General features: G+C 73.1%; 14 protein-coding genes and 1 pseudogene. 7 read left to right on the top strand and 8 right to left on the bottom strand.

The features are described from left to right. Window positions 1-60: 60 nt before the first annotated feature. From ACZ4MF_RS22265 to ACZ4MF_RS22255, 3 genes and pseudogenes are all read left to right on the top strand, one after another. Entirely contained in the window at window positions 61-762 is a 702-nt protein-coding gene (locus ACZ4MF_RS22265) for a DUF4232 domain-containing protein (protein WP_467493672.1), read from the top strand. A gap of 223 nt (window positions 763-985) precedes the next feature. Beyond that, window positions 986-2,230, top strand: coding sequence for a polysaccharide deacetylase family protein (locus ACZ4MF_RS22260; RefSeq protein WP_467493671.1), 1,245 nt, complete (start codon window positions 986-988; stop codon window positions 2,228-2,230). A gap of 92 nt (window positions 2,231-2,322) precedes the next feature. Further along, a pseudogene (locus tag ACZ4MF_RS22255) lies at window positions 2,323-2,714 on the top strand (universal stress protein). Here the strand turns inward: ACZ4MF_RS22255 and ACZ4MF_RS22250 are convergent. Continuing rightward, window positions 2,684-4,576 carry an RICIN domain-containing protein gene (locus ACZ4MF_RS22250; protein WP_467493670.1) on the bottom strand — a complete coding sequence of 631 codons (1,893 nt, stop codon included), beginning with the start codon at window positions 4,574-4,576 and terminating at the stop codon, window positions 2,684-2,686. The pseudogene ACZ4MF_RS22255 and the gene ACZ4MF_RS22250 overlap by 31 nt on opposite strands. 292 nt (window positions 4,577-4,868) lie before the next feature. Beyond that, on the bottom strand, window positions 4,869-5,753 hold the full coding sequence (locus ACZ4MF_RS22245; RefSeq protein ID WP_467493669.1) for a helix-turn-helix domain-containing protein: 885 nt from the start codon (window positions 5,751-5,753) through the stop codon (window positions 4,869-4,871). A 70-nt stretch (window positions 5,754-5,823) separates the two neighbouring features. Here ACZ4MF_RS22245 and ACZ4MF_RS22240 point away from each other — a divergent pair, with 70 nt between their 5' ends. Then, entirely contained in the window at window positions 5,824-6,633 is an 810-nt protein-coding gene (locus tag ACZ4MF_RS22240; RefSeq protein ID WP_467493668.1) for a phytanoyl-CoA dioxygenase family protein, read from the top strand. 15 nt (window positions 6,634-6,648) lie between these two features. Here the strand turns inward: ACZ4MF_RS22240 and ACZ4MF_RS22235 are convergent, their stop codons facing one another. Beyond that, a complete protein-coding gene (locus ACZ4MF_RS22235) occupies window positions 6,649-7,617 on the bottom strand; it encodes an aldo/keto reductase (RefSeq protein WP_467493667.1) in 969 nt (322 codons plus the stop codon). A gap of 468 nt (window positions 7,618-8,085) precedes the next feature. On the opposite strand from ACZ4MF_RS22235, the gene ACZ4MF_RS22230 reads away from it, so the two are divergent. Beyond that, complete coding sequence (locus ACZ4MF_RS22230) at window positions 8,086-8,949, top strand: hypothetical protein (protein WP_467493666.1); 864 nt, start codon at window positions 8,086-8,088, stop codon at window positions 8,947-8,949. Window positions 8,950-8,953: 4 nt separating this feature from the next. On the opposite strand, the gene ACZ4MF_RS22225 is transcribed toward ACZ4MF_RS22230, so the two are convergent. Further along, window positions 8,954-9,487 (bottom strand): flavoprotein, encoded by a 534-nt coding sequence (locus tag ACZ4MF_RS22225; protein WP_356029455.1) that lies wholly within the window; start codon window positions 9,485-9,487, stop codon window positions 8,954-8,956. 25 nt (window positions 9,488-9,512) lie between these two features. Beyond that, the gene (locus ACZ4MF_RS22220) at window positions 9,513-9,971 is read right to left on the bottom strand and encodes a nuclear transport factor 2 family protein (protein WP_467493665.1); all 459 of its coding nucleotides are present in this window, start codon (window positions 9,969-9,971) and stop codon (window positions 9,513-9,515) included. A 144-nt stretch (window positions 9,972-10,115) separates the two neighbouring features. Here ACZ4MF_RS22220 and ACZ4MF_RS22215 point away from each other — a divergent pair, with 144 nt between their 5' ends. Beyond that, window positions 10,116-10,703: a TetR/AcrR family transcriptional regulator gene (locus ACZ4MF_RS22215; protein WP_467493749.1), complete on the top strand. Its 588-nt coding sequence runs from the start codon at window positions 10,116-10,118 to the stop codon at window positions 10,701-10,703. Here ACZ4MF_RS22215 and ACZ4MF_RS22210 read toward each other — a convergent pair. Further along, window positions 10,678-10,884, bottom strand: a complete 207-nt coding sequence (locus ACZ4MF_RS22210) for a ferredoxin (RefSeq protein ID WP_467493664.1) — start codon at window positions 10,882-10,884, stop codon at window positions 10,678-10,680. The genes ACZ4MF_RS22215 and ACZ4MF_RS22210 overlap by 26 nt on opposite strands. Window positions 10,885-10,896: 12 nt before the next feature. Then, window positions 10,897-12,126: a cytochrome P450 gene (locus ACZ4MF_RS22205; protein ID WP_467493663.1), complete on the bottom strand. Its 1,230-nt coding sequence runs from the start codon at window positions 12,124-12,126 to the stop codon at window positions 10,897-10,899. 519 nt (window positions 12,127-12,645) lie between these two features. Here ACZ4MF_RS22205 and ACZ4MF_RS22200 point away from each other — a divergent pair. Further along, the gene (locus ACZ4MF_RS22200) at window positions 12,646-13,095 is read left to right on the top strand and encodes a nitroreductase family deazaflavin-dependent oxidoreductase (RefSeq protein WP_467493662.1); all 450 of its coding nucleotides are present in this window, start codon (window positions 12,646-12,648) and stop codon (window positions 13,093-13,095) included. Between the two features lie 141 nt (window positions 13,096-13,236). On the opposite strand, the gene ACZ4MF_RS22195 is transcribed toward ACZ4MF_RS22200, so the two are convergent. After that, window positions 13,237-13,701 (bottom strand): pyridoxamine 5'-phosphate oxidase family protein, encoded by a 465-nt coding sequence (locus ACZ4MF_RS22195; protein WP_467493661.1) that lies wholly within the window; start codon window positions 13,699-13,701, stop codon window positions 13,237-13,239. Window positions 13,702-13,740: the final 39 nt, after the last annotated feature.

Here is a 13,740-nt window from a genome sequence, read left to right as displayed (position 1 = left end):
TCGGCGCCTCGGGCACCCGGTCCCTCGTGTGCCCTGACCCCCACAGGAGTGTTGAGCGACATGGTGTACGCACCCCGGTCCACGCGGCACGGGGCCCTGCTCGTCGGTACGTTCGCCGTGCTGGGCCTCCTGACCGCCTGCGGCAGCAACAGCCACGACGTCCACAGCAACCCGCCCCTGACCGCGTCCGGTACGGCCGCGCCCGCGACTGGCGACACCCAGAGCCCGGGGTCGGCCGCGTCCGCCCCGGGCTCCGCCACCACCGGCCCCGGCGCCGCCGCGTCGTCCGCCCCGCACGCGACGACCACCAAGGGCGGCGGTACGGCCTCCTCCGCGGCTTCCTCCGACCGCTGCCACACCTCGCAGCTGCGCGCCTCCGTGGGCGGCAACGACCCGGGCGCCGGCCAGGAGAACTTCCCGGTCGTGCTCACGAACACCTCCGGCCGCACCTGCACCCTGCACGGCTTCCCGGGCGCGGCCTTCGTGAGCGCCTCCGGCGGCCGGCTCGGCCCGGACCCGAGGCGCGAGTCGGGCTCCCCGGTGACGGTCACGCTCAGGCCGGGGCAGAGCGCCTGGGCGGGGTTGTCCTTCTCCAACCCCGGTATCAGCGGCGCCAGGACGGCCACCCCGGCCGCTCTGCTGGTCACACCGCCGGACGAGCGTGACTCTCTGAAGGTCACCTGGACGGGCGGGGCGGTGCCCGTGGGCGGAAACTCCTCGTCCGTCTTCCTCTCGGTCCTCGCCCCCGGCACGGCTCCCTGACCTTCCGGCCGGCTGACCTGCTGAGCTGCTGAAACGACTCCCGCGACGAACCCCGCCGCCCCTGCCGGGCCGGCGGGGTTCGTCATGAGCGCGCCACGACTGTCACAGGACGGCAACAGCCGCCGCCCGCCCCGATCTTTCTCGCCGCTTCCGCGATCGAACCCGACGACCGCACGGTGAACAGGCCCCGCAGAGGGCCTTGGAGAAGGAATTCGGGGACAAGATGAGCGGGATCTCACGCAGGCGGGTGCTGACGGCGGGCGCGGCGGCCGGCGCCCTGGGCACGCTGGCCGCGTGCTCCTCCGGCACCGGCCTCTCGGTCGGCGGCCCGGACTCCTCGGGCGACAAGGGCACCGCCCAGGCGCGGCCGGCCAAGCTGATAGGCGACGGCTCGACCGCCGACACCGGCCCCCAGCCGCACCAGCCGACGCCCGACCGGCTGAAGCCGGGCCAGAAGCCGCCGCAGTTCGTGGTGTTCTCCTGGGACGGCGCGGGCGAGCTGAGCAACAAGCTGTTCTCCCGGTTCCGCAAGGTGGCCGGCGACCACGGTGCCAGGATGACGTTCTTCCTCAGCGGCATCTACGCCCTGCCCGAGTCCAAGAAGACGCTGTACCGCCCGCCGCAGCACGCGGTCGGCGCCTCCGACATCGGCTACCTCGCCGACCGGCACATCCACAACACGCTCCAGCAGGTCCGGGCGGCCTGGCTGGAGGGCCACGAGATAGGCACCCACTTCAACGGCCACTTCTGCGGGGCGACCGGGGTGCGCAACTGGTCCTCGGCCGAGTGGCGCAGCGAGATCGACCAGGCGATGGGCTTCGTGACGCAGTGGAAGACCAACACCGGCTTCACGGACCTCGACCCGCTTCCCTTCGACTACCACAAGGAGCTGATGGGCGGCCGTACTCCGTGCCTGGAGGGCCAGTCCAACCTGCTGCCCACCGCCGCCGCGCTCGGCTGGAAGTACGACGCCAGCTCCCCCGGCGGCCTGCAGATCTGGCCGGGCAAGGTGCAGGGCGGGAAGATCTGGGACTTCCCGCTCCAGTCGATCCCGTTCCCGGGACACTCCTTCCAGGTGCTGTCGATGGACTACAACATGATGTTCAACCAGTCCGCCGGCAACCCGAACGGCGACCGCGCCCAGTACGACACCTGGCGCACCCAGGCCCGCGACGCGTATGTCGCCGGCTTCGACCGCGCGTACACGACCAACCGCGCCCCCTTCTTCATCGGCAACCACTTCGAACGCTGGAACGGCGGCATCTACATGGACGCCGTCGAGGAGGCGATCGGCAAGATGGCCGCGTACGGCGACGACGTGCGGTTCGTGTCGTTCAAGCAGCTCGTGCACTGGCTGGAGGCACAGGACCAGGCGGTGCTGCGCAAGCTGCGCACCCTGGTGCCCGGGCAGTCCCCGGTGGGCGGCTGGGCGGAGTTCCTGGGCGCGGCGGGCAGCCGGTCCTCCTGAGCCGTTCAGGACGGCAGGTCTTCATGGGCGGCACCACGTGATCCACTCGGGAATTCTCCGAGAGGGTGTCCGAGACCCGGGGAGGCCGGCGGATGCATGTGCTCGCCCGGCTCGTCGAGGGCACCTGGCCCGCTTGCGTGGACGCCGTGCGCGACCACACTCCGGACGGCGCCGAGGTGGTCCTGCCGCACGTCACCGGCACCGAGTCCCGGGGCTCGCGCACGGCGCGGCGCTGGGCGGGACGTCGTCGGCCGAACTGCGGGGCGCGGCCGCCGAGCGCCTGGGCCGCCCCTGTGGGCGCGAGGAGCGGTCGGGCCGGGTCGAGCGGGAGGCGGTGGCCGCGTGCGAGGGCGCCGGCCTGCTGGTGCCGGCCCGCGACGGCGGCCGCTCCCGGCTCGGCCCGCACAGCCTGGGCCCGGCGGTCGGCACCCTCTCCCCCGCACCACCCCTGAGTCAGCGGTGGTGCCACCCGCCGCCCTCGTAACCCCCGCCGCCCCAGCCGCACTGGTACGGGTACGCCGCGCAGGGATCGGACGGGACGGACGGTGTGGGCGTCGGGGCGGCCGAGGTGGGCGTGGGGGCCGGAGCCGGTGCGGTGGTGGCGCCGGACGCCGTGGGGGTGGGCTTCGGTGCGGGGGGCGCGGGGTGGCGGGTGGCGGCCGGTGCGGCGGGCCTGTCGCTGTCCCAGTTGACGTTCTGCATCTGGAGCTCGGGCTTCGCGGTGTCGACGGACCAGCGCTGGTCGGTGCCGGTGGCGCGGTTCTTGGTGACCAGGGCGCCGGAGCCGTCGGTGGCGGCCGGGGTGAGCGCCAGCTCCTGGTTCCAGCGCGGCACGAGCACGCCCTGGAGCGTGAAGTCGTAGCGGATGGCGCGCGCGGCCGCGCCGGTGGCCGAGCAGGGGGCGAGGCGCACCGAGTAGCCGAGGCTGGAGTCCAGGCACAGATCGGGCGCGGCGGAGTCGCGCAACAGCCCGTCGGACTCGTACGTCCACTGCTGGCTCGGAGTCGCGCCGCAGGCGGCGAGTTCGGTCTCGGCGCCCTGGACGGCCTTGCCGCCGACGACGCCGATGCAGAGCCCGGAGGCGAGGTTGCGCAGCCGCCCGCGCACCGCGCCCTGCCCGGCCGCGCCCGCCCCGGCCCAGGACGCGCCGGGGCTCGACGTGCCCGTGCCCGGCGCTCTGGACGCGTCACCGCCCGTGCCCGGCGCCGGGTGGTTCCCGGAGCCGAGCACCGACCACAGCGCCAGGGGCAGCACGACCAGAGCGCTCACGGTCCCCACGGCCAGGGCGAGGTTGCGGCGCCGGGCGCGTCGGGCGGCGCGCCGGTCCGAGCGGCGCGAGGGGGCGGGCTCGCCGTCGGAGCCGGCGGGGGCGGACGTGCCGGGCGCGGCCGGGGCGGTGGTACGGCGGCGGCCCGGGGCCGGTACGGGGCCGCGACGACGGGTGGGAGCGGCGGGGCCGGCGTGGTGGCCCGTGGCGGCGGCCGAGGTGAAGGACTCGCCGGACGGGGGTGTCAGGGACGCGGGGTCCGGGGCGGGCGGGGGCGGCTCCTCGGTGCGGCGCGCCCGGGACTCGACGTAGTCCCGGGCGCCCCAGCCGAGCACCGCCTCGGCGAGCGCGAGCCCCAGCCCGGTGTTGAACGCGGCGAGCTGGTCGGCGGTGCGGCGGCAGTGGGTGCAGCGGGCCAGGTGTCCGGTGAGGTCCGGGTCCAGGTCGATACCGCCGCGCCGGTAGGTCACGTCGAGCATGCGCAGATAGCTCCGGCACTCGGCCTCGGGGGCGAGCTCGCGGTGGACCTGGAGGCACTCCTCGCGCAACCGCTCGCGCGCCCGCCGCAGTTCGACGCGCGTGTCCTCCTCGTCCAGGCCGAGCAGCGCCGCCGGTACGGCGAGCGGTTCGGCCTCGACCTCGGTGTGCCACAGCACGGCGCGGGAGGTCTGCGGCACCCCCTGGAAGGCGCGGGAGAGCAGGCGGCGGCCGGGCGGGGGCAGTAGCCGGGCGGAGGCGCGCTCACCGGTGGCGCTGGAGCGCAGTGCGGGGTGCAGGAGTTCCTGGCGGCCGTCGGCGTCCCACTCGGCGGCGATCCGGCGGACGGTGACGAGCAGCTGGGGCCGCCAGGCGGCGCTCGGGCCGGCCTGCCGGAGCGAGGCGCCGAAGAGCCGGGTGAAGGCGGCGGTGGTGAGCATGCCGGCGCCGTGCGTGCCGTCCGTGCACAACCGGGCGTAGGCGAAGGCGGCCTCCCAGTGCCGGTCGAGCAGTTCACCGACGGGATGCAGCGCGGGAGTCGTGCCCGTCCACTTCTTCAGTTCGGCGCTCAGTTCCTCGTCCGACAGGCCTGCCTCATTCACGGCCGCAATTCCTCCAGACGGATACGGGAATTAGTCCATACCAACTGGTATGGCGAGGTGATGGGGCAGCTCGGACGTCCACCGGAGGCGGCTCTTTTGAAGCGTGGGGGTGTACGGGGAGCGGCCTGGCGCATGCAGCGGGGAATGTAATTGTCTGCACGCGGACAGCGCACACTTTTGCACAACGCGGCACTTCGGAACAAGGGATCTCGCGCTTCTCGCGATTCCGGGCGGAAGGTCTTCGGCTGACTATTTGTCAAAGGAGGTCGGCCCGGGCAAACCAATTCCTCTCCTACCGTCGCTCACCCGCCCGGTAGGCGCCGGGCGGCATCCCGTGGTGTTCCCGAAAGATCCGGCTGAAGTGGTAGGGACTCGGGAATCCCGAGGCGGCCGCCACCCGCTCCACCGTCAGGTCGGTGCCCCGCAGCAGCCGGGCCGCGTGCCGCAGCCGGGCCTCGCGCAGGGCCCGCATCGGGGACCGGCCGGTGCACCGCGTGAACAGGTGGGCGAAGCGGGACGGGGACAGCGCGACGCTCTCGGCGAGCGAGCGGACGGTGTGCGGGGCGCCGGGGTCGGCCGCGATCAGTTCCTCGGCCCGGCGCACCCGGGGATCGTCCTGCGCTACGGACGGCACGGCCCGGGCACCGGACACCGCGAGCAGGACGGCCTCCTCCAGCGCGCAGAGCGCCAGTTCGCGGGCCGGGAAGCCGTCGGCCACGACCACGGGATCCGGCCCGCGCGCGGCGCCCCGGTCCGTGAGCATCCGGGCGAAGGCCGCCGCGATCCGCTCGTGCGGCGCGGCGGGGGCGGAGGGTACGGCGTACAGCCCGTCGCCCACGGCGTACGGCGCGAGCCAGGGCGTCCAGGACGGGCGTGCCCCGCAGTGCGCCCACCAGAACCGCCAGCGCTCGGCGCCGGGCGCGACGGCGTACCGGTGAGCGGTGCCGGGCGCGAGCACCACCAGGTCCCCGGCGCCGGCCCGGGCGCGGGCTCCGCCCTGGCGGAGCAGGCCGTGTCCGCCCGTGGTGAAGGTGAACAGCCAGCTCGCCGAACCCCCGGGCCGGTGGACGCGGTAGCCCGGACCCTGGTCGTAGCGCCCGGTCACCACCAGGTCCGACGGTGGGGACGGGTCACCGGCGGCAGCCGTCACGGGCAGGTCCTCAGCACGCACGGACATCCTCCCCTCGGGCACATGCGCCTAGCGTGCCGGACGGACGACCGGGCCAGCGGACCTGAGGAGCGGACACATGACAGCCACGGACGACGCCGGCAGCCTGCCCGGGACACTCCGGCAGCGGTTCGAGGAGGATGGATTCACGGTCGTACGCGCCCTGTTCGGCCGGGCCGAGACCGAGCGGCTGTGCGCCCGCTTCGCGGCGCTGCACGCGGCCGGTCCGGTACCGGGCCGCTTCGAGCCCCGCCCGGCCGACCCCGACCCGCTGCGCCGCCATCCCCGGGTGATGCAGCCGCACGAATTCAGCCCGCTCGCCCGGGAGTTCCTGCTGGACGCCCGGCTGCGGGCCGTGCTGGAGGTGCTGTTCGGCGAGGAGGTGCTGGCCGCGCAGAGCATGTTCTACTTCAAGCCTCCGGGGGCGCGCGGGCAGGCCCTGCACCAGGACAACTTCTACCTCCGGGTCGAGCCGGGCACCTGCATCGCCGCATGGGTGGCCTGCGAGCCGATCGACCGGGACAACGGCGGCCTCGACGTCGTCCCGGGCACCCACCGGATGGACCTGTTCTGTCCCGAACTCGCCGACGAGGAGGTGTCGTTCGCCCGCGAGTACGTGCCGCCGCCGGCCGGACTCGTGCCGGTCCCGGTGGATCTGGCGCCGGGTGACGTGCTGTTCTTCAACGGCAGCCTGGTGCACGGCTCGGGGCCGAACCGCACCGCCGACCGCTTCCGGCGCTCGTTCATCGGGCACTATGTCGGCCGGTCGGCCGAGCGGATCGGCGCGTACTACCGGACGCTGACGATGAGCGGCGAGCGGGTGCCGCTGCCCGTGAGCGAGGGGGCCGGTCCGTGCGGCACGGAGTTCGTACCGCACGGACCGCACTGACCGGTCGACGACCGTTCAGTGGCCGCTGATCGCCCGTGCCGTGTACGGCTGTTCCAGTTCCTCGATCTCCTTCTCGCTCAGCTCCAGTTCGACGGCCGCGACGGCGTCCTCGATGTGGTGCGGCTTGGCGGCGCCGACGATCGGGGCCGCCACCGTGGCCCGGTGCAGCAGCCAGGCGAGGGCGACCTGGGCGCGGGGGACGCCACGGGCTTCGGCGATGCGGGTGACGGCCTCGACGATCGAGCGGTCGCTCTCCAGGTACAGCCTGCTGCCGAAGTTGTCGTTCGCGCTGCGCTCGGTGACCGTGCCCCAGTCACGGGTGAGCCGGCCGCGCGCCAGCGGGCTCCACGGCAGCGCGCTGACGCCCTGGTCCGCGCAGAGCGGCAGCATCTCCCGCTCCTCCTCGCGGTAGAGCAGGTTGTAGTGGTTCTGCATGGACACGAACGGGGTCCAGCCGTGCCGCTCGGCCGTGTACTGCGCCTTGGAGAACTCCCAGGCGAACATCGAACTCGCGCCGATGTAGCGGACCTTGCCCGCCTTGACCAGGTCGTGCAGGGCCTCCATCGTCTCCTCGACCGGGGTGGCGTGGTCGTAGCGGTGGATCTGGTAGAGGTCGACGTAGTCGGTGCCGAGGCGGCGCAGGCTGTGGTCGATCTCGGTCATGATGTTCTTGCGGGACAGTCCGGCGCCGTTGGGGCCCGGCCGCATCCGGCCGTGCACCTTGGTGGCCAGCACGACCTCGTCGCGGTTCGCGAAGTCGCGCAGGGCCCTGCCGACGATCTCCTCGCTGGTGCCGTCGGAGTAGACGTTGGCGGTGTCGAAGAAGTTGATGCCCGCCTCCAGCGCCTGCCGGATGAGCGGGCGGGACGCCTCCTCGTCGAGGGTCCACTCGTGGACGCCGCGGTCGGGCAGGCCGTAGGTCATGCAGCCCAGACAGATCCGCGAGACGTCCAGGCCCGTGGAACCGAGCTTCACGTACTGCATCGATGCTGCTCCCGCCGTCGGAAACGATGGTCGGGACCGAGCCTACGACCTGACCGGGCCCGGACTTGACGGGGCGAACACGCGGGCGACGTGATCCTGACACGTGCCGCGCCGCGGGTTCCTTGAGGACCGCAGGCGCCCTGACAGTGACGTGGCCGCTGGGGCGAGCGGCTGAGCATCGTCCTCCGGGACCGGGACGTCTTTGCTCCGAAGAGCGCGCAGTACGTCCGAAAAGCACGGTGGCGCTCCGCTGGGGGGCGGATGCGCCGTCGGGGTGCCCTGACATGCCGTCCGGCGCCCGCGCGGCGGAGCCGTACATCGATGCAGCCCGCGCTCCTTCGGGGCGCTGTGGTTGCTGCCGTCAGGTGATCGTCCGGCGTGGGAGGCGCGGATCGTCGTACTGTCGGCTCATCCTCGGCGGCAGACGACCGGCGTCCGGCCGGTCACGGCCGCCTCGGAGGAAACGCGGTGCCGACACGTTCCACCACGTTCAGAACCCTGGCCGGGGCAGCGTTGCTGCCCCTGGCCCTCGTCACCCCCGCCTGCGCGCAGTCCACCGCCGCATCCGCATCCGCCCCCGCGCCCGAGACGCCGGGCACACTGTGCGCGGCCGCGGGCACCCTGCGCGGCTCGCACGGCGAGCAGGCCCAGGTCAGCCTGTGCGCGGACACCGGCTCGCCGAGACTGAACATCACGGCCCCGGCCACCTGTCGGGGCACGGACGCCAAGGTGCAGTACGTCTGCCGCACCGAGGGTTCCTGGGAGGTGCACCGCGCCGGCAAGTCCCTCGGCACCGGGTCGCTGCCCGGCTCGCGGCTGTACGCCGGTCCGGGCGCTTACGACATCTCCGCCACGGTGCGCGTGAGGTCGGTGCCGGCCGGGGTCGACCTGAAGGGCACGGTCAAGGCCACCGTGTCGCTGACCGCGCCGATGGCGAAGGCCACGCACGTGGTCAGTGCCGACAACACCGTGCTGCGCCGCAACGCCACGACGACGGTGACGTACACGATCCGCCGCAACAGCGACGAGGGCGACGGCAACGCGCGACTGGGCATGATCGGCGAGGAGGGCACCGGCGTGCAGATCCGCAGCGCCGACCACCGCTGTGTGAACCCGCTGGTGGGCCGCTACCCGTCGAAGACCCGGCTGGCGAACTCGCTGGACTGCACGGTGACCGAACTCCAGCCCGGCCACCCGGAGAAGCTCCGGGTCAGGGTCACCCTCGGGGCCAAGTGCTCCACGGTGGTCTCGAAGCTCGGCTACTGGGTGCCGCAGGGCCAGAGCATGTACACCGGAGCCATGCTGGAGGGCCCGAAGCTGACCTGCCGTTAGGCCCCTAGAGCGGCCCGAGCAGGTCCAGGGCCCGCTCCCATGCGAAGTCCGGCCGGCTGCCGTCCGGCCGGACTTCGCCGTTGTACGGCTCGCCGAAGCGGACGCCCATGCCGCGCAGCCGGGCCAGGCTGTCGAGGTAGGCGGGGTGGGCGGCCAGGGCGTCGGCCACGCAGGGCAGGACCGCCACGGGTATGCGGAGGCCGGCCGCCTCGCACAGGGTGCCGAGGGCGAGCGTGTCGGCGATGCCGGCCGCCCACTTGTTGACGGTGTTGAAGGTGGCCGGTGCCACCGCCACGGCGTCCGGCGGCGGGAAGGGACGCGGGTCGGCCGGGGTCCGCCAGGCCGAGCGCACGGGACGGCCGGTCTGGGCCGCCGCGGCTTCCAGGTCGAAGAAGCCGCCCGCCGCGACGGGGGTCGCGATGACACCGACCGCCCAGTCCCGCGCTTGCGCGGCGGTGATCAGCCTGTCCACGCCGGCGGCGACGCCCGCCGCGCAGACGACGACGTAGAGGAAGGGTTTCTCGGCCTGTCGGGTCATCCCGGAACCCTACTGAACGCCGGACCTACCGGAGCGGGAAGGACGCCCCGCGCTCGCTCCCGGGCCGGGGTCCGGCGATGCGGCGCTCCTGCTCCTCGATGGCGACGTCGTTGATGCTGGCCTCGCGCCGGGTCATCAGGCCGTGCTCGTCGAACTCCCACAGCTCGTTGCCGTACGAGCGCCACCACTGCCCGGCGGCGTCGTGGCACTCGTACTGGAAGCGGACGGCGATGCGGTTGCCGTCGAAGGCCCACAGGTCCTTGCGCAGGGCGTAGTCCAGCTCGCGCTCCCACTTCGCGGTGAGGAACGCGACGATCTCGGCGCGTCCGGTGACGAAGGTGCCGCGGTTGCGCCAGACCGAGTCCTCCGAGTAGGCGAGCGCCACCGTGTGCGGGTCCCGGGTGTTCCAGGCGTCCTCGGCGGCCTGGACCTTCTGTACGGCGCTCTCGCGGGTGAACGGCGGCAGCGGCGGGCGGTCGGCCATGGTCTCCTCCTGGGTTCGGACCGCGGCTGGGCAGCGGCCGAGGCGGCGGAGAATGAGCGTTCTCCATGTGTCTGCTACCGTAGGAGAACGATCGTTCTCGCGTCAAGGAACCTGTCGGGGAGTCAAGGAGCGCCGATGCCACCCATGGACACCGCGGTCGCCCGGGACCGCGCGCTCGACGCCGCGGAGGAGCTGTTCTACGCCCGCGGCATCCAGGCCGTCGGCATGGACGAACTGCGGGGCGCCTCGGGGCTGTCGCTCAAGCGCCTGTACCAGCTGTTCCCGGCCAAGGAGCAGCTCGTCACGGCGTATCTGGCCCGGCGGGACGAGCGCTGGCGCGGGCGCCTGGCCGAGCACGTGGCACGGCAGCGGGACCCGCGGGAGCGGATCCCGGCCGTGTTCGACTGGCTCCAGGAGTGGTTCGGCGAGGCCGGCTTCCGCGGCTGCGCCTGGCTCAACGCGTACGGCGAGCTGGGCACGGCGTCCACCCCGGTGGCCGAGCAGGTCCGCGCCCACAAGGAGGCCTTCCGGGGTTACCTCGCCTCGCTCGTGGACGCGGCCGGGCTGCCCGCCGCGCTCACCGGCCCCCTCTTCCTGCTGGCCGAGGGGGCCATGGTCACGGCGGGTGTCACGGGCGACGCGCGGCCGGCGGCCGAGGCCCGCGAGGCGGCGCGGGCGCTGGTGGCGGCCGCCGGCGCGGACGGGATCAGCCGGTGGTCTCCGACACCGTGATCGCCGAGACCGGGCAGGCGCGGGCCGCCTCCTTGACCATCGGCTCGTCCGTGCCGTCCTCGTGGCCGGGGAGCAGCGTGCTGAAGCCGTCGTCGTCCTGGGAGAAGACCTTCGGGGCGGCGAGCGCGCACTGCCCCGCGCCGATGCAGACGTTCGTGTCGATGCTGACCTTGAATCGCATGAGCTGAGCCTCTTACCAGGTCACGGGGAGTTCCAGCATCCCCTGGATCGTGTCGCCGCGCTTGAAGGGGATCTCCTCGGCCGGCACGGCGAGGCGCAGGCCGGGCAGCCGGGACAGCAGCGTGCCGAGGGCGATCTCCAGTTCCGCGCGGGCCAGGTTCTGCCCCAGGCACTGGTGGATGCCGAAGCCGAACGCCACGTGGTGACGGGTGCCGCGGTGGAAGTCCAGGCTGTCGGGGTCCTCGTACTGGGCCGGGTCGCGGTTGATCACCGAGGTCGAGAACAGCACGCCCTCGCCGGCCCGGATCGTCTCGCCACCGATCTCGATGTCCTCCAGCGCCACCCGTTGCAGCCCCTCCGCGATGGAGAGCATCCGCATCAGCTCCTCGACGGCGGCGGGCAGCAGCGCCGGGTCGGCGCGCAGCTCGGCGAGCCGCTCGGGGTGCTGGAGCAGGGTGAACGTGCCCAGCGAGATCATGTTGGCGGTGGTCTCGTGGCCCGCGACCAGCAGGATCAGGGCCAGGGAGACGACGTCGGCACGCTCCAGGACGCCGTCGTGCAGCTGCTGGTGGACGAGGTCGTCGAGGATGCCGTCGCCCGGCTCGGCCGCCTTCGCCTTGTCGTCGACCAGCCCGCCGATGTACTCCTCCAGGCGGGCGCGGGCGGCCACGGCCTCGTCGGCCGTCCGGCCGCGCAGCAGTCTGCGGGACTGTTCCTCGAAGAACTCGTGGTCGGCGTACGGCACGCCGAGCAGATAGCAGATCACCGTCGACGGCACGGGCAGCGCGAAGGACGCGACGAGATCGGCGGGCGGCCCCTGGGCGATCATCGCGTCCAGCAGACCGTCCACGACCCGCTGGATCCAGGGCCGCAGCTCGGTGGCGCGCCGGACGGTGAACTCCGGGATCATCATCCGCCGCTGCCGGTTGTGTTCGGGGTCGTCCAGCCCGAGCAGGGCCACCCGGCGGTCCTGGATGCCCCGGAAGCGCTCCGCGGGCACGGGGAACTCGGGGCGGCGGCGGTCGGAGGAGAGCCGGGGGTCCGCGAGCAGGGCGCGGGCGGCGGCGTGTCCGGTGACCGCCCAGACCTCACGGCCGTCGAAGAGGGTGACACGGGACAGGGCACGCCCGTCCCGCAGTGGCGCGTATCCGGTGGGCGGGTGGTAGGGACAGGTGCGGTCCTGCGGGAAGGCGACGGGGTCGGCCGGGGTCGCCGGGCCGGTCATGTCCGTCAGTTCCGTCATGAGTAGACCTCGCAGACGAAGAAGTGCGTGGTACCGATCTTCATTAGATGCCCGAGGCACCTATAGGTCCACGACAAGTTCGGCCACTTCGGTGAACCGGGGGATCTGGCTGAATATGAGGGGTGCGAGAGAGGACAACCGGCCGGATTCCGGGGCCCTGGGCCGCCGGCCGGCCGTCGCGGATCCACCCGGATGGCCGGTCATGACTCCAGGGTACGGCTCTCCTACGACGCGAAGGCGCAGGATCCACGGGGTGCCGGCGCGGCCCTTCTCGCCCTCCGGCCGGTCCGGCCGCCCGCCGCAGCCGTCCGCGTACGGCTCGGCGATCCGCCGCGGTTCGCCCTCGCCGGTGGTGCGCGGCCGGGACGGGACCACCGTGCCGCCGGGGAATGTGGAGTTCGATCGCCTGTGAGGTGCGGGCCGTACGGGGGAAGGGATCCTCGGTGCGGATGATCCGCGCGGCCGCCGGTGTTGTGCGCGGTGGCAGACAGCCGTTGAACCGACGAAGGGGATGAACCCGTGCCTCTTGAGGGTGAGTACGAGCCCAGCCCGACCCGGTGGGTGCGCGAGCAGGTCGAGCTGTACGAGGGCTCCGGCGGGACGAAAGGGACGACGCTCATGGACACCGGGCTTCCGGTGATCATCCTGACGACCCGGGGTGCGAAGAGCGGCAAGCTCCGCAAGACGCCGTTGATGCGGGTGGAGCACGACGGGACCTACGCGGTGGTCGCCTCGCAGGGCGGCGCACCCAAGCACCCGGTCTGGTACTTCAACGTCACGTCCGATCCGCACGTCGAACTCCAGGACGGCCCGGCCAAGCGGGACATGCGGGCGCGTGAGGTCACCGGCGGGGAGAAGGCGCTGTGGTGGGAGCGGGCCGTGGCCGCGTACCCGCCGTACGCCGAGTACCAGGAGAAGACCTCGCGGGAGATCCCGGTCTTCGTTCTGGAGCCCGTCGACGGGAGCTGATGACGCGCCGGGAACCGGCGGAATTTAGAAAAATCTGCGCCGGGGAGGTGTGACCCCGTATCGGGGTGGGCAGTCGTGCATCAAGGCCCCGCCGCGTTCCCCCGTCGCGGCGGGGCCGCATGTCTGTGCGGCCCCGCGCCGCTACGGGGCACTGAGCCACGCACCGTCTCTCATCAGCTCCCTGCCCTCCAGTTCGTTCTCCTCGCGCCAGGCCTGGACGCGTCGCGGGAGGACTTTGAAGTACAGGTAGCGGGTGGCGAGTTGGCGGGGGTCGAAGCCGGTCTTGCCGGCGAAGACCTCCGCGTCCTCCTCCGGGAGGTCCTCCGGGGGCACCGTCTGGACGGTGCCCTCGATGACGACGACGTCCCGGGTGGAGCCGAGGCCGAGGCGGGTGCGGCCCGTCGCGGCGAGATTGCGGCCGGTGGGGCTTTCGGCCGGGGTGGCGAGCAGCAGCGTGGCGCCGTCCCACACGAAGGACAGCGGCACGAGATGGGGAGCGCCGGCGTCGGGGCCGGCGGTGGCCACCCAGGCGTCGACGTCGTGTTCCAGCCGGTGCAGGGTGTCCTTCGTGCGCTCCGCGGTGGTGCGGGCGGGCGGTGGGGTCATCGCGTACGGCCTCCTCGGGATACGGATCCCGTCCAGTGT

It is taken from the genome of Streptomyces sp. NPDC025793, assembly GCF_055558375.1.
The sequence above is the reverse complement of the archived record's forward strand: the minus strand, read 5'-3'. Positions and strand labels throughout refer to the sequence as shown.